The 14135-nt window shown below is 66.0% G+C and carries 20 protein-coding genes; 16 read left to right on the forward strand and 4 right to left on the reverse strand.

Features of this window, described 5'->3' with window-relative positions; translation table 11 throughout:
• The 5 genes from ACFE77_RS05590 to ACFE77_RS05610 all read left to right on the forward strand — a co-directional run bounded on the left by ACFE77_RS05590 (position 1) and on the right by ACFE77_RS05610 (position 2804).
• On the forward strand, positions 1 to 510 hold the full coding sequence (locus tag ACFE77_RS05590; protein WP_375420642.1) for a host attachment family protein: 510 nt from the start codon (positions 1 to 3) through the stop codon (positions 508 to 510).
• 41 nt (positions 511 to 551) lie between these two features.
• Positions 552 to 710 carry a hypothetical protein gene (locus tag ACFE77_RS05595; protein ID WP_375420643.1) on the forward strand — a complete coding sequence of 53 codons (159 nt, stop codon included), beginning with the start codon at positions 552 to 554 and terminating at the stop codon, positions 708 to 710.
• Positions 711 to 728: 18 nt separating this feature from the next.
• Positions 729 to 1223 carry a hypothetical protein gene (locus ACFE77_RS05600; RefSeq protein WP_375420644.1) on the forward strand — a complete coding sequence of 165 codons (495 nt, stop codon included), beginning with the start codon at positions 729 to 731 and terminating at the stop codon, positions 1221 to 1223.
• Between the two features lie 634 nt (positions 1224 to 1857).
• Positions 1858 to 2322, forward strand: a complete 465-nt coding sequence (gene dksA / locus ACFE77_RS05605; RefSeq protein ID WP_375420645.1) for an RNA polymerase-binding protein DksA — start codon at positions 1858 to 1860, stop codon at positions 2320 to 2322.
• Between the two features lie 68 nt (positions 2323 to 2390).
• Positions 2391 to 2804, forward strand: a complete 414-nt coding sequence (locus ACFE77_RS05610) for a PilZ domain-containing protein (RefSeq protein ID WP_375420646.1) — start codon at positions 2391 to 2393, stop codon at positions 2802 to 2804.
• 13 nt (positions 2805 to 2817) lie between these two features.
• Here ACFE77_RS05610 and ACFE77_RS05615 read toward each other — a convergent pair whose 3' ends face one another.
• The gene (locus tag ACFE77_RS05615; protein WP_375420647.1) at positions 2818 to 2973 is read right to left on the reverse strand and encodes a YdcH family protein; all 156 of its coding nucleotides are present in this window, start codon (positions 2971 to 2973) and stop codon (positions 2818 to 2820) included.
• Positions 2974 to 3158: 185 nt separating this feature from the next.
• Here ACFE77_RS05615 and ACFE77_RS05620 point away from each other — a divergent pair, with 185 nt between their 5' ends.
• Both ACFE77_RS05620 and ACFE77_RS05625 read left to right on the forward strand, forming a co-directional pair.
• Complete coding sequence (locus tag ACFE77_RS05620) at positions 3159 to 3356, forward strand: YdcH family protein (protein ID WP_375420648.1); 198 nt, start codon at positions 3159 to 3161, stop codon at positions 3354 to 3356.
• Positions 3357 to 3450: 94 nt separating this feature from the next.
• Positions 3451 to 3906, forward strand: coding sequence for a DUF1465 family protein (locus ACFE77_RS05625; protein ID WP_375420649.1), 456 nt, complete (start codon positions 3451 to 3453; stop codon positions 3904 to 3906).
• 167 nt (positions 3907 to 4073) lie between these two features.
• Here ACFE77_RS05625 and ACFE77_RS05630 read toward each other — a convergent pair whose 3' ends face one another.
• Positions 4074 to 5042 (reverse strand): NAD(P)H-dependent flavin oxidoreductase, encoded by a 969-nt coding sequence (locus ACFE77_RS05630; RefSeq protein ID WP_375420650.1) that lies wholly within the window; start codon positions 5040 to 5042, stop codon positions 4074 to 4076.
• 125 nt (positions 5043 to 5167) lie between these two features.
• Between ACFE77_RS05630 and ACFE77_RS05635 the strand changes: the two genes are divergently transcribed.
• The gene (locus tag ACFE77_RS05635; RefSeq protein ID WP_375420651.1) at positions 5168 to 7747 is read left to right on the forward strand and encodes a M1 family metallopeptidase; all 2580 of its coding nucleotides are present in this window, start codon (positions 5168 to 5170) and stop codon (positions 7745 to 7747) included.
• Here ACFE77_RS05635 and ACFE77_RS05640 read toward each other — a convergent pair whose 3' ends face one another.
• Positions 7748 to 8272: a gamma carbonic anhydrase family protein gene (locus ACFE77_RS05640; RefSeq protein WP_375420652.1), complete on the reverse strand. Its 525-nt coding sequence runs from the start codon at positions 8270 to 8272 to the stop codon at positions 7748 to 7750.
• 168 nt (positions 8273 to 8440) lie between these two features.
• Here ACFE77_RS05640 and ACFE77_RS05645 point away from each other — a divergent pair, with 168 nt between their 5' ends.
• The 4 genes from ACFE77_RS05645 (at position 8441) to ACFE77_RS05660 (ending at position 11066) form a co-directional block, all read left to right on the forward strand.
• Positions 8441 to 8845, forward strand: coding sequence for a BLUF domain-containing protein (locus tag ACFE77_RS05645; protein ID WP_375420653.1), 405 nt, complete (start codon positions 8441 to 8443; stop codon positions 8843 to 8845).
• 186 nt (positions 8846 to 9031) lie between these two features.
• A complete protein-coding gene (locus tag ACFE77_RS05650; protein WP_375420654.1) occupies positions 9032 to 9724 on the forward strand; it encodes a hypothetical protein in 693 nt (230 codons plus the stop codon).
• Positions 9725 to 9758: 34 nt separating this feature from the next.
• Complete coding sequence (locus ACFE77_RS05655; RefSeq protein WP_375420655.1) at positions 9759 to 10508, forward strand: metallophosphoesterase family protein; 750 nt, start codon at positions 9759 to 9761, stop codon at positions 10506 to 10508.
• A complete protein-coding gene (locus ACFE77_RS05660; RefSeq protein ID WP_375420656.1) occupies positions 10509 to 11066 on the forward strand; it encodes a DNA-3-methyladenine glycosylase in 558 nt (185 codons plus the stop codon).
• A 129-nt stretch (positions 11067 to 11195) separates the two neighbouring features.
• On the opposite strand, the gene ACFE77_RS05665 is transcribed toward ACFE77_RS05660, so the two are convergent.
• A complete protein-coding gene (locus ACFE77_RS05665) occupies positions 11196 to 11492 on the reverse strand; it encodes a hypothetical protein (RefSeq protein ID WP_375420657.1) in 297 nt (98 codons plus the stop codon).
• 108 nt (positions 11493 to 11600) lie between these two features.
• On the opposite strand from ACFE77_RS05665, the gene ACFE77_RS05670 reads away from it, so the two are divergent.
• The 4 genes from ACFE77_RS05670 (at position 11601) to ACFE77_RS05685 (ending at position 14074) form a co-directional block, all read left to right on the forward strand.
• Positions 11601 to 12353, forward strand: a complete 753-nt coding sequence (locus ACFE77_RS05670; protein ID WP_375420658.1) for a ZIP family metal transporter — start codon at positions 11601 to 11603, stop codon at positions 12351 to 12353.
• A 1-nt stretch (position 12354) separates the two neighbouring features.
• The gene (locus ACFE77_RS05675) at positions 12355 to 13389 is read left to right on the forward strand and encodes an ATP-dependent DNA ligase (protein ID WP_375420689.1); all 1035 of its coding nucleotides are present in this window, start codon (positions 12355 to 12357) and stop codon (positions 13387 to 13389) included.
• Positions 13390 to 13461: 72 nt separating this feature from the next.
• A complete protein-coding gene (locus tag ACFE77_RS05680; RefSeq protein WP_375420659.1) occupies positions 13462 to 13701 on the forward strand; it encodes a hypothetical protein in 240 nt (79 codons plus the stop codon).
• Between the two features lie 94 nt (positions 13702 to 13795).
• A complete protein-coding gene (locus tag ACFE77_RS05685) occupies positions 13796 to 14074 on the forward strand; it encodes a DUF2934 domain-containing protein (RefSeq protein WP_375420660.1) in 279 nt (92 codons plus the stop codon).
• The last annotated feature ends 61 nt before the right edge of the window (positions 14075 to 14135 follow it).

A 14135-nucleotide genomic window follows, 5' to 3' on the forward strand; every position in this document is an offset into this window, starting at 1 on the left:
ATGCAGGTTCCCCATAATGCGTTCGTGCTGGTCGCGGATGGCCGCAAGGCACTGTTCTTCCGCAACAAGGGCGATGCGGAATTCCCCAACCTTCAGGTCGAACATGCGGTCGAGCAGCCGAACCCGGCCGATCGCGACCAGAAGACCGATGCCGCAGGACGGGCGCGATCGACCCAGAGCGGATCGGGTGCGCCGGCTGTGGCGCAGGGCGGCAGCAACCATGCGGCCGGCGGTGGCGCGCAGTTCGCCGAGTCACGCGGATCGATGGGCGAGACCGATTACCACCAGCAGGAGGAGGATCGCTTCGCCGCGGAGACCGCGGAGATGCTCAAGCGCCGCGCGCTCGCCAAGGAATATGAGTCGTTGATCATCATCGCGCCGCCCAAGACGCTGGGCGAGCTGCGCAAACATTATCACAAGGAAGTCAGCAGCCGGCTAGCGGGCGAGCTGGCCAAGGATCTGACCGGGCATTCGGTGCCCGACATCGAGAAGGCGCTAGTGGCGGCGTAAGGAATCAGGCTGAGACGGGCTTGGCGAAACGGCGGCGCGCGATGAGCATCGCCGCGCCGGCGCCGAACAGGAACACCATCGGCGGGGCTGGGACGGGGGCGGGTTTGCCGCCGCTCGATCCGGTGCCGCCGTTGGAGCTCCAGCCACCGTTCGACGACCAATGCCCGCCGCTGCTCCAGCCCTTGCTGCTCGACCCGTAGCTCGACGAGCTGGTCGAGGTGGACGAACCGTTGCTGCTGGAGCTCGTCGAGGTCGACGAGGACACGTTGCCGCTGGAGCTCGTCGACGTCGAGACGTTGCCCGACGACGACGATGAGGTGGAGGACGAGGTCGACGAAGAGACGTTGCCGCTCGATCCGCCCGACGACGAGGTGCTCGAAACCGTCGCGCCACCGGTCGAGGTCGACGACCCCCCGGTCGACGAGGTGCTGCTGACATTGCCGCTGGATGTCGAGCCGCCGCTGCTGCTGCTCGAGGTAGAGCCGCCGCTGCTAGAGGTGGAACCGCCGCTGCTCGACGTAGACCCGCCGCTGGAGGTCGACGAGACGACGACGCTGCCGCTCGACCCCGAGCTGCCGCCGCCGAAAAAACCGCCGCCAAAGCCGCCGCTACCGCCGAAGAAGCCGCCGCTGCCGCCGATCACGACCGGGACGCCGCCGCCGCCGCTACCGCCGAAGGGCTCGCCGAACGCGCTCGGCAGTGGTGCGGGCTGATTGGCGATGGAAACGACGGTAGGCGCGCAAGCGGTGGTGGTCGTCGTCGTCACGACTCGGGTGCGCGGACGCACCGGGCGCGGCGCCGGGCGGGCGTGCGCGACGCGGCGGATGGGCTTGGTGTAGATCGGCTTGGCCGACTTGCTGAAGTGCGGGGCGCGCTTCGGGCTCTCGGCAACATGGACCGCGCCGCCGCCGATCACGGCACCACCGCATGCGCACGCGCACAATTTGGCCATGGCCATCCGCACAGACATAGGGACACTCTCTCGTTGCTGGCAGACGGGACCTGCTTGCCAGTTCTCGCATGCGATGCCGCTATGCCGTAGAGTGCAAAAGAAACTATTAAGCGCAAGATCATTAACCTGGATCCTAATGAATACTTACCTCCCTCCACGATGATCAACGGCAATAGTGTTGTTAACGTATCAAGACGATACAATGATATGGTTAATCGTTATCGAGGCTCAGGCGAGGTCCCGGGTGATGCGCAAATAGCGCATTCGCAACAATCTGTCGCGAGACGGGACATTTACGCAAGCGCGCTCGCTTGTCGGCGCGACGACGCACGATTATAGGCCCGATCACCATTTGGGGGCGGCCCCGAGGCACAGAGGGCCGAAGGGAGAGTGGTATGGCAACGGTGATCAATCGAGTACCCGATTCAATATCGACCCCGCCGCCGGCAAACGATGCCGACGACGGCTATCGTCCCACCGCCGACGAACCTTTCATGAGCCTGAAGCAACAGGCTTATTTCAGGAAGAAGCTGTTGCGGTGGAAGGACGCGATCCTGCTCGAAGCGCAGAGCACCCTGTCGCAACTGCAGGTCGATTCGATGCGTGAGGCGGATCTTACCGATCGGGCGTCGAGCGAGACCGACTGGTCGATCGAACTGCGCACCCGCGATCGCCAGCGCAAGCTCGTCGCCAAGATCGAAGCCGCGATCCGACGGATCGACGAGGGCGAATATGGCTATTGCGAGGTCAGCGGCGAGCCGATCAGCCTCGGCCGGCTCGAAGCGCGACCGATCGCGACGATGACCGTCGAGGCGCAGGAGCGCCACGAACGCAACGAAAAGGTTTCGCGCGAGGATTGAGTAAGCAATTCGCTAAGCTTTGTAGCCTACGCGAATCTCATCATTATTCGTGCAACGAGACCCGCCGGATGGACAGTTTCAACCGCGACCCGATCGCCACCCAATCCGCCAGCGGATCGGGGCAGCGTCCGCGCAAGCGGGACAGCCTGTTCCTGACCGCGCGGCTGACCTTCGTAGGCACCGCCGACACGCGCGAGGTGCGCGTGCGCAACCTTTCCGAGGGTGGGATGATGGCCGAAGCCGACCGGGTGGTCGACACCGGCACCGCGGTATCGATGGAGCTGCGCGGAATCGGCGAGGTTATCGGCAGGGTCGCCTGGTGCACCGAAGGCCGCATCGGCATCGCGTTCGATCATCCGATCGATCCGAAGAAGGCGCGCAAGCCGGTCGGGCAGGGCAAGCAGACACCGATCTATGCGACGCCGGTCAATCTAGGGGTGGGCCTGGGCTCCCGCCACCGCGGCGGCAGGAACCCGACCTGATCGGCCGCGGCGGTCAGGCGCCGCCGAGTTCTTCCTTCAAGCGTAGTTTCTGCTTCTTCAAGTCCGCCAGGATCAGCGCGTCGGGCAGCGGGCGATGCGTTTCCTCGTCGATCCGTTTGTCGAGAGTCGCATGCTTCGTTGCCAAGGCCGTCTGATGCGTCGTCTGCATGGCGGTATACCTCCTGATGCAATCGTTGGGGGGACGGAGTAAACCACCGAAGCGCGAAAAAGTCGTGCACGATTATACGCGAAAGCGACTAGCCGAGGCGAAGGGCACGACGATTGGTTTTGCGGTGGCCGCTGCATTAAGGCATCGTCGTCGGCGGGGCAGCGCGGCAGCTGGGGGCGGCGATGATGGACGATGCACAGATGGAAGCGCGGCTCGACCTGCTGCGCCTCGAACATCGCGATCTCGACACCGCGATCGCAGCGCTTGCGGCAACGGGGGTCCCCGATCAGCTGCAGACGGCCCGCCTCAAGAAGCGCAAGCTGCGGCTGCGCGACGAGATCGCGATGATCGAAGACGAGCTGATTCCCGACATCATCGCCTGAATCCCCGCTGGCCCGTTGCGGCACAGTAACGAGTTTCGGCAAGGCGCCACGGAGCCTGTGCAGCGCAGCATGGCTATGGCAAAGGAGCGGCATGATGCAGGCTGCCAACGATACCGCCATTCACCGTCGCCTCATCGACGGGCTGTATACCGAGGCGATGCTGCTGGCGGACGAAGCGCGGAGCTATTTCGACGAGGCTGGCCGCGCCGAGCGCGAGGCGCTCGATCCGCTGGTCAGGGTGGGATTCTCGTGTGAGTCGCTGAAGGTGACGACCCGGCTGATGCATGTCATCGCGTGGCTGATGACGCAGCGCGCGGTCGACATCGGCGAGATCGAGCGGTCCGATCTGCTCCACCCTTCGCGTCGCCTGGGTCATGCGCCGGTATTTGATGCAAACCTGGTGAGTGCGCTGCCGCAGACCGCGCAGGCGATGATCGCGGCGAGCGCGGACCTGCATCGCCGGGTGGCCCGGCTCGACGACGCGCAGCAGGGGATGGCCCCACCGAGCCCGGCAAGGTCGCTGCAGAACCGGATCGCCGCGGCGTTCTAGGACCTCAGCGTCAAACGATGGCAAGTGGAACCAGCCACTTTGTTCGTCATCCCCGCGCAGGCGGGGATCCATACTGGCTGGACTAGGTAGGTTAGCTGCAACGCTTGCCGGTCTGGATCCCCGCCTGCGTGGGGATGACGGAGCGGGTCTTAGCGACCCTACCGACCTCAGCCCCGGCCGATCCCCAGCCGCTCACGGGCCGCGCGATATTCGCGTTCCAGGCGATCAACGCGGTCGGCGACGCTCTCGACGCGATCGACGACCCCGATGCCTTGGCCCGACCCCCAGATGTCGCGCCATGCCTTGGCCTTGCTGCTGTTGCCGCCGCCGAAGTTCATGGTCTTGAGATCGCCCTCGGGCAGATTGTCGGGGTCCATCCCGGCCGCCTCGATCGATCCACGCAGGTAGTTGCCGTGAACGCCGGTGAACAGGTTCGAGTAGACGATGTCCGCGGCGCGGCCATCGACGATGCCCTGCTTGTAGCCGTCCTCGGCATTGGCTTCTTCGGTGGCAATGAAGGGCGAGCCGATATAGCCGAAGTCGGCGCCCATCGCCTGCGCGGCGAGGACTGCGCCGCCGGTGGCGATCGAGCCGGACAGCGCGAGCGGCCCGTCGAACCACATACGGATTTCCTGAATGATCGCGAAGGGCGACAGCTTGCCTGCATGACCGCCGGCGCCGGCCGCGACCGCGATAAGGCCGTCGGCACCCTTTTCCACCGCCTTGCGCGCGAACCGGTCGTCGATCACGTCGTGCAGCGTGATCCCGCCCCAGCCATGAACGGCGGTGTTGAGATCCTCGCGCGCGCCGAGCGAGGTGATCACGATCGGCACCTGCCATTTGGCGCAGGTTTCGAGATCGGCTTCGAGGCGATCGTTGGACTTGTGGACGATCTGGTTGACCGCGAACGGCGCCGCGGGCCGATCCGGATGTGCGCGGTTGTGCGCGGCGAGTTCCTCGGTGATGCGATGCAGCCATTCGTCGAGCACCGACTGAGGCCGCGCGTTGAGCGCAGGGAAGGATCCGACAATGCCCGCCTTGCACTGCGCGATCACCAGATCGGGACCGGAGATGATGAAGAGCGGCGACCCGATCACGGGCAGGCGCAGGCGATCGAATATAGATGGCATCGTCATAACCCGTTTCTTACCGAAACCGATCTTGCTGTCCAGCCGAGCGCCCGCGGTGGCCTTCTGGCTCGCTTGCACCGGTGTAGCAAAGGCGTAAGACGCCGCCATCGAATTCGTGGAGTTTGTCGTTGATGAAAAGCGCTGTTGCCGTCCTGCTCGCCATGTCCGCCTCGACCACTGCGCTCGCGGCGGGACAGTTGCCGAAGACGGTGGTGCCGATCGCCTATGACATCGATGTGGTGCCCGACGCGGCGAAGATGACCTTCACGGGCAGCGAGACGATCGACGTCGACGTCAAGCAGGCGACGAGGACGATTATCTTCAACGCGGCCGACCTGGCGATTTCGTCCGCGACGGTTGACGGCAAGCCGGCCACTGTCGCCTACGACACCGCCCAGCAGCAGGTGACGCTGTCGCTTGCCCAAGCCGCGAGCGCCGGGCGCCATAAGATAGCGCTGCGCTGGACGGGCAAGATCAACCAGCAGCCGCTGGGGCTGTTCGCGATCGATTACACCAACACCGACGGATCGAAGTCGCGGATGCTCGCGACCCAGTTCGAGGCGCCAGACGCGCGGCGGTTCGCGCCGATGTGGGACGAGCCGTCGTTCAAGGCGACCTTCCGGTTGAGCACCACCGCGCCCGCCAAGCAGCTCGCCTTTTCGAACATGCCCGCGACGATCACGAAGGCGGCGGACGGCAGCCAGCGCTATGTGTTCGCGCCGACACCGGTGATGTCGTCCTATCTGTTGTTCCTCGGGATGGGCGATCTCGAGCGCAAGACGGTGATGGCGGGCAAGACCGAGATCGGCGTGATCAGCCGGCGCGGCGTCGTCGATCAGGGCGATTACGCGCTCGCCGAGGCCAAGCGGCTGCTGACCTATTACAATGATTATTTCGGCCAGCCCTATCCGTTGCCGAAGATGGACATGATCGCGGGCCCGGGATCGAGCCAGACCTTCGGGGCGATGGAAAATTGGGGCGCGATCTTCTATTTCGAGAACGAGTTGTTGTTCGATCCCAAGCGCACCACCGAGAGCGGCCGCCAGCGGATTTTTACTGTCGTCGCGCACGAGATGGCGCACCAATGGTTCGGCGACCTGGTGACGATGGCGTGGTGGGACGATCTGTGGCTTAACGAAGGCTTCGCATCGTGGATGGAGGGGAAATCCTCGAACGATCTTAACCCGACATGGCAGGCGTCGGCTTCGGCGATCGCCAGCGAGCGCGAGGACGCGATGCGGCTGGACGCGACCGCGGCGACGCACCCGATCATCCGCCCGATCGAAACCGTCGAGAACATTAGCGATGCGTTCGATCAGATCACCTATGCCAAGGGGCAGGCGGTGATCGGGATGCTCGAATCGACGCTCGGCGCGGACACCTTCCGGCGCGGCATTCGCACCTACATGGCGAAATACAAATACGGAAACACCGTCACCGACCAGCTCTGGACCGAGCTGTCGACGGCTGCCGGGAAGCCGGTGACAGAGATCGCACACGACTTCACCTTGCAGGGCGGCGTGCCGCTGGTAACGCTCACCGGTGCCAAGTGCGCGGGTGGAACCACCACGGCGACGCTGGCGCAGGGGCGCTTCGGACTGGATGCGGCATCGAAGGCCGCGCAGACCTGGCACGTGCCGCTGGTGGTCGCGACGGTCGGCGGTGGCGAGACGCGCACGATCGTATCGGGTGCAGCTACGAACGTCGCGGTGAAGGGCTGCGGGACGCTGGTGCTCAATCGCGGCAAGGGCAGCTATCTGCGCGCGATGTACGACGATGCCGGGCATGACGCGATCGTTCGTGGCTATTCGACACTGACGCTCGAGGATCGGCTGGGCACGCTGGGCGACGATTACGCGCTGGCGGCGGGCGGTTACCAGGACCTGTCGCGCTGGCTGTCCCTGATGGGCCGCGTCGGCGCCGCGGCAGACCCGCTCGAATGGTCGATGGTATCGGGGCAGCTCGGCAGCCTGACCTCGCTCTACCTCGGTACGCCGCTGGAGGCGCCGCTGCGCGCACGCAACCGGGTGCTGCTGTCGCCGGTGCTGGCGCGGATCGGGGTCGATGCGACCGCGGGCGAGCCGGTGCTGGTGACCAATCTGCGCGAAGCGCTGCTCGGGCGGCTCGGCGCCGATGGGGACGCAGCGGTGGCGGATCGTGCGAGGCGCTATGTCGCAGCGTTGAAGAACGATCCGACCGCGATCCCGCCGACAATCCGCGAGCCGATCCTGTCGACCTTCGCAATCAACGCCACCCCGGCGGAATGGGATGCGCTGCTCGCGCTCACCATCGCGGAGAAGAGCCCGGTAGCGAAGAACACGCTGGTGGCGCTGCTCGGTAGCAGCCGGTCGCCAGGACTCGGGCAGCGGGCGCTCGACCTGTTGCAGGCGGACACGCTGACGACGCCACAGAAGGGCATCCTGCTGCGCGCGGTGTCGAACCGTCACCCCGAACTCGCGTTCAACTGGGCGGTGGCGCACCGCGAGCTTGCCGAGAGCTTCATCGAAGAGGGCGCCCGGCCGGGGTATATCGTCGGACTGGGTTCACGCTCCAACGATCCCGCGATGCCGGCCAAGATCGAGGCGTTCGCGGCCAAGTACCTTGCTGCGGGTCAGCGCGCCGGCGCAAACCGGGCGCTGACCGCGATCGCGGTGCGCAAGGGCACCGCCGATCGCCTGCGCCCGGCGATCACCACCTGGCTGGCGAAATGATCAGCCGACCTGCCTGAGCCCGTCGGCGCAGCTATGTGCCCTGGCGACGTAATGCTGCGCCGACACGACCAGCGAGGCGCGGGTCGCGTCGTCTAGCTGGCGCACCGCTTTGGCTGGCGAGCCGATGATAAGGCTGCCGGCGGGGAAGGTCTTGCCCTCAGTCACCAGCGCGCCGGCGCCGACGATGCAGTCGTCGCCGATCACCGCGTGGTTGAGGACCACCGCACCCATGCCGATCAGCGTGCGGTTGCCGACGGTGCAGCCGTGCAGGATGGCATGATGCCCGACCGTGCAGTCGGCGCCCACGACCAGCGGAATGCCGGGATCGGAATGGAGCATCGCGCCCTCCTGGATGTTGCTGCGCGCACCGATCGCGATCTGCGTATTATCGCCGCGGATTACCGCCCCGAACCAGACGCTGACGTCTTCGCCGAGCACGACGTCGGCGATGAGATCAGCGCTTGGCGCGACCCACGCGGTGGGGTGGCAGGTCGGACGCTTTCCGTCGAGTTCGTAGAGCGGCATAGGTTGATCTCCTTCACGCGAACATTCCGGCTGACGGCACCTGATCAAGCTAAAAGCAGGCATCAGCGCCAGAAAAAACCATATTGGTTGATCCAGGTTATACTCGCTTTTAACCAGCTATTTCGCAATTGAGTCGTAGCAAGCGTGCACGATACGGAGTGCATGCTGATGATCCGATTGCTTTATATAAGTACGACACGGTCTCCCATGACCCCCGCTGAGCTCGACAGCGTCCTGCGGGTCTCGCGTCGCAACAACAAGGCCGCCGGCGTGACCGGACTGCTGGTCGTGGGTGGGCGTCGCTTTCTTCAGGCACTGGAAGGACCGGAAGCGGCGGTATTGGCCACCTTCGAGCGAATCCGTGCAGATCCCCGCCATTTCGCGGTCGTGATCCTCAGCCGGTCGGCGATCGAGCAGCGCCAATTCGGCGAATGGGCGATGGGCTATCAGCCAGGAGCGGCGCTCGGTGCGGAGGCGAGCATCGCGAACGATGTCGAGGCGCTGATCGCACCGATCGACGATCCGGTGGTCCATGCCTATTTTCATCAATTCGCCCTTCAGCATGCGGCCTGAGTTCCTATCCGAACCGGGAAAGCGCAACGTACAGCTGTAATTAAGCGTTCGATCCCGATAGTTCATGAAAGAACGATGGGAACGGCAGCGATGTCAGAACAATCCGGCTATCCTTTCGCCCGTGCGGGCAGGTCGGGCGCGAACCCCGCCATGGGACCACGACGTTTCGGCGAAGTCGGATCAGCGATGGATTCGATCTTCGGTGCGCCCCGCGCGGCCGGGACGCGCGACCTGCCGAGCTATGCGATGCCGGTCGTGGTGCCGCCGCGACGGCGCCGGCGCGGCGCGCGCGTGCTCGGCGGCGTAGCGCTTGCCGCAGTTGCGGCGGTCGCCGGGGTCGCGATGGGGGTGACGGTGCTCGACAACGCCAAGCCCGAAACCGAGCGCACACCGCCAGTGCGGATCGCCGCCCAGCGACAGTCCGCACCGAACATCACCCAGCCCGTGCCACAAGCGAATGTCGCGGTCGCGCCGACCGGGACGATCGCGCCGACCGATGTCCCGGTGACGATCGCTGCGACGGAGGCCCCGGTGGTGAAGCTCGAGACCGTCGACCGCCCGGCCGCTGTGGCCCAACCGCGCAAATACCGCCTGGCCGGCGAAGGCAGCCGCGCCTCCGCTTGCGACCGTCGGGGCGGATCGTCGAGCTTCGCGTGTCTCGCGGAACAGCTCGACGGCGCGGATCGCGACCTGGTCGAGGCTTATGCCTCGGCAGCCGAGGCGGGGGTACCGCGCGGCTATCTGGTCGGGGTCAATCGCCGCTGGGTGCGCGCACGCGACCGGGCGCAGGACGATCCGGCGGATACGCTGCGATCCTATGAGGATCTGACCGACGAGCTATGGACGGCCCGTCGGCGTGCGCTGCGCGACGATGAATGATCATGGTCGGCCGATGAGGGTAGAGAGCGGCTTCGTGCCTTTGCCTGACGTCGCAGTACGCCGCGCGGAGGGCCAGCTGGTCTATGCTGTCGGCGACATTCACGGACGCTACGACCTGCTCCAGCAGATCCTGCGCCGGATCGTCGCCGATGCCGCGGTGCAGGCGAACGGGCGGCGCCCGGTGCTGGTATTCTGCGGAGACTATATCGATCGCGGACCCGCTTCCGCCGAGGTGCTGGCCGCGCTGGCATGGCTGCGGCGGCGGCCGGACTACGAGACGCACCTGCTGATCGGCAATCACGAACAGGCGCTGCTGCGCTACCTCGGCGATCCCGAGAGCGGACGGCCTTGGGTCGGCTTCGGCGGCGCCGAGACGCTTGCCGCGTATGGGGTCGCAGCTCCCGATGTCGCGGACGACACCGAGTTGCACGTCGACACGCGGGACCGGCTGCTCGACGCGATGCCGGCGTCGCATCTCGACCTGCTGCAATCGCTGGAGACACTCGTGACGATCGGCGACTACGCCTTTTGCCATGCGGGCGCGCGGCCGGGGCGATCGCTGGCCGACCAGACGGTGCAGGATCTGCTGTGGATTCGGGGACCGTTCCTCGACAGCACCAAGCCATTCGAGAAGATGATCGTTCACGGGCATAGCTGGGACGGCCCGGAGCCGGTGGTTCGCAGCAATCGTATCGGCATCGACACCGGCGCCTATGAGACTGGCGTGCTCACCTGCATTAGGATCGAGGACGGGCGCGTGTTCGTGACCGCGACCGAGTCGTGAATGGTATGCCTTTCTGAGTTTTGCGCGCGTGACGTTGCCGTCGTCGCGGAGGCGCTGATCGGGGCGACGCTGACGCTGGACGGCGTCGGCGGCAGGATCGTTGAGACCGAAGCCTATGCGGCAGACGATGCGGCGTCGCACAGCTTCAACGGGCGGACGATGCGGAATGCGGCGATGTTCGGGCCGGCGGGGCACGCCTATGTCTATCGTATCTACGGCCTTCATCTGTGCCTGAACATAACCTGCGGCAACGGCAGCGCGGTCTTGATCCGGGCGATCGAGCCGGTGACGAGTATCGACGCGATGCGGCGACGGCGCGGGTTGGAGAAGGTCGAACTGCTGTGTGCGGGGCCCGGGCGGCTCTGCCAGGCGCTCGGCGTGACCGCGGCGCATAATGGGTTGTCGCTCGATGCGCCGCCGTTTGCGTTGGTTGTGAGCGGCGCGCTAGAGCCGGTGGTCGCCGGGCCGCGGATCGGAATTCGGCGGGCTGCAGAGACGCCGTGGCGGTTCTGCTTGGCAGGGTCGCGGTTTCTGAGCCGACCGGCGCCGAGAGCATGACTCGGAAGCGGCTAACAGCGCACCCGAGCAAACGTGTGTCCCCGCGAAGGCGGGGACCCGGTGCTGGGTCCCCGCCTTCGCGGGAGCACAGCGGGTGCTACCCACCCCCGAAAAGACGCGCGACGGATCCTAGCGCTTGTTGCTCTTCTTGCCGCCCTTCTTCTTCGCGGGTTCGGCCTGGCGCTCGTAGAGTACCGCGCCGATCGCGAGTGCGCCGAGGCCGAGTGCTGCACCGATCAGGGCGAGTGCGCCGCCGGACTTCGAGGCCAGGCGCTTCTCGCCCTTGTCGGCCTTGTCGCGCTTGTTCGCCCTGTCCTTCTTGGCGACTGGGGGCAGGCCCTTTACCTCGGGCTTGTGGGTGTGGGGCGGTTCCTGGAGCGGGTAGGGGGACTGGTTGGCTTCGGGGACCGTGAGACCGTGTGACATGCGAAAACCCTCGTGGTGAAGAGCCGCCAACGCCCGACCCTGCTCACAGTTGCGCCAGCGGATCGAACGATCGCAGCCGTACGTTGGCGCTGAGGGAGGAAGGCTATCGTGTGGGAAGCGGGGTTCTGGGGGTTCGTTGGCGGTTCCGCGCTGATCCTGGGGGCGGCGATCGGCTATTACGCGACGCTGCCGCAGCGGCTGATCGCGGCGGTGATGGCGATCGGATCGGGCGTGCTGATCTCGGCCGTCGCGTTCGACCTGATGGACGAGGCGTTCAAGCAGGGCGGATTCGACTCAACCGCGGGCGGTTTCGTCGGCGGCGCGGTCGTCTACACCATCGCCAACATCATCGTGTCGCGGCGGGGCGCCAAGCACCGCAAGCGATCGGGGTCGAACGCCGACCAGAGCCAGCCAAGCGCCGAGGGCGGCGGTGGACTCGCGATCGCGATCGGCGCGTTGCTCGACGGTATCCCGGAATCGGTGGTGATCGGCGTGAGCCTGCTCGGTGGCGGTGGGGTGAGCGTCGTCACGGTCGCCGCGGTGTTCCTGTCCAACGTTCCCGAGGGGCTGTCGAGCGCGGCGGGGATGAAGAAGGCGGGACGCAGCGCCGGGTATATCTTTGGGGTGTGGTTCGGGATCGCCGTGGCGTCGGCGATCGCAGCGATGGTCGGGAACGTCGCGCTGGCGGGAACCAGCCCGGAGATCGTCGCGGCGGTGACCGCGGTCGCGGCGGGTGCGATCCTGGCGATGCTGGTCGACACGATGATCCCCGAGGCGACCGAAGGCTCGCATGACTATAGCGGGCTGATCGCGGTAGTCGGCTTCCTGCTCGCGTTCGTCCTCAGCAAGGCAGGTGGCTGACATGGCCGAGGATACGATCGACGTTCCGATCGCGCCGATGGAGGCGCGGCTGGTGGAGGAGTTGCCCGAGGACGAAGGCTGGCAGTTCGAGCCCAAATGGGACGGCTTTCGCGCGATCGTGGTGCGCGACGACGACGAGATCCGCATTCATTCGAAATCGGGCAAGCCGCTGGCGCGCTATTTCCCGGAGGTGGTCGCGCTCGTCGCCTCGCTTGGCGCGAAGCACTTCGTGCTCGACGGCGAGCTGATCCTGCCGATCGGCGAGATATTGTCGTTCGATGCGTTGCAGCAGCGGCTGCACCCGGCGGAGAGCCGTATACGACGGCTTTCGGAAGAGACCCCTGCGCAGCTGATGCTGTTCGATTGCCTCGGGATCGGCGATCAATCCTATCGCGACCGGCCGCTGAGCGACCGCCGTGCCGCGCTCGAGGCGTTCCACCGCGATAATGGCGGTTCGGCGGTGCTGCTGTCACCCGCCAGCACGTCGCGGACGCAGGGGCAGGGGTGGCTTGCCGGCAGCGGCGGCGCGCTCGACGGGGTGATCGCCAAACGGCTCGACGAACCCTATCGATCGGGCGAGCGCGCGATGCTGAAGGTCAAGCAGCACCGTACCGCGGATTGCGTGGTCGGCGGGTTCCGCCGGGTAAAGGAGGGCACCGGGGTCGCATCGTTGCTGCTCGGGTTGTACCGAGCGGACGGGGCGCTCGATCATGTCGGCTTCACCTCGGCGATCGCGGACGCTGACCGCGCGGCGCTTACCGCGATGCTCGAGCCGTTGGCGGGCGGCGACGGGTTCAGCGGCAAGGCGCCGGGCGGGCCGAGCCGCTGGAACAACGGTGCCGCGAGCGAGTGGGTGCCGCTGCGGCCCGAGCTGGTGGTCGAGGTGATTTACGATCAGGTCACCGCGGGGCGGTTCCGTCACGGCACCCGGCTGCTGCGATGGCGTCCCGACAAGCCGGCAGCGCAATGCACGACCGATCAACTGATCCACGAACTGCGACCGCGCGAGTTGGCGGAGCTGGCGGCGGAGAAATGACTCTTGGTGTGCTCACAATAAGCGTATGACCGTTCTCCAAAGGTTCGCAGGCCTTCTCCAGGAGTATAACGCATGCGACGTCCGAGCCTGACCGCGGAAGAGATCCGCGACGAATTGAACCAAGCCGCGCTGCGGTTCTCGCTGGACGGCGAGGGTTCGAAGATCGACTTCATGCTGCCGACGCCAGCCGAGCCGGAAAGCGTGTCCTCGCCCAATTGGGACGTGCAGGCGGAATGCCCCGAGGGGCTGGACGAGATCGCGCGGCGTGCGGTCGCGGAGGTATCCGCGAACTACGATCTCGAGGATGCCTGACGCAGCCTCGCGTTAACCAGATTCTTCGGGTGCGGGTTGAACCGATCCCGGCGTCGTCGGTTTGCTTTTTCTGGCACAGGAGGAGGCGGCGGCTATGAACGACGACAAGGAACGCACGATCCGCGATCGCGCCTATGCGATCTGGCAGGAAGAGGGCGAGCCGGAAGGTCGCGAGGCGGACCATTGGCACCGCGCTGCATCGGAATCCGGCGGCACTCCTGAGGCAACCGATCCTACCGCCGGGGTCGATGCTAGCGGCTTGCCGACCGAGGATAGCGCGACGAGCGAACCGCCGGCGGTCAGCGCCCCGGCCGAGGCCAGCACGCTGACCAAGATCAAGCGGAAGACCGCGAAGATCGCCAAGTCGATCTGACGGCGACAATTTACCTCCCTGCTACTCTACCCGCCACCGCACCTTCCGGCGCATGGCGGGC

It is taken from the genome of uncultured Sphingomonas sp. (assembly GCF_964243315.1).
GTDB lineage: Bacteria > Pseudomonadota > Alphaproteobacteria > Sphingomonadales > Sphingomonadaceae > Sphingomonas.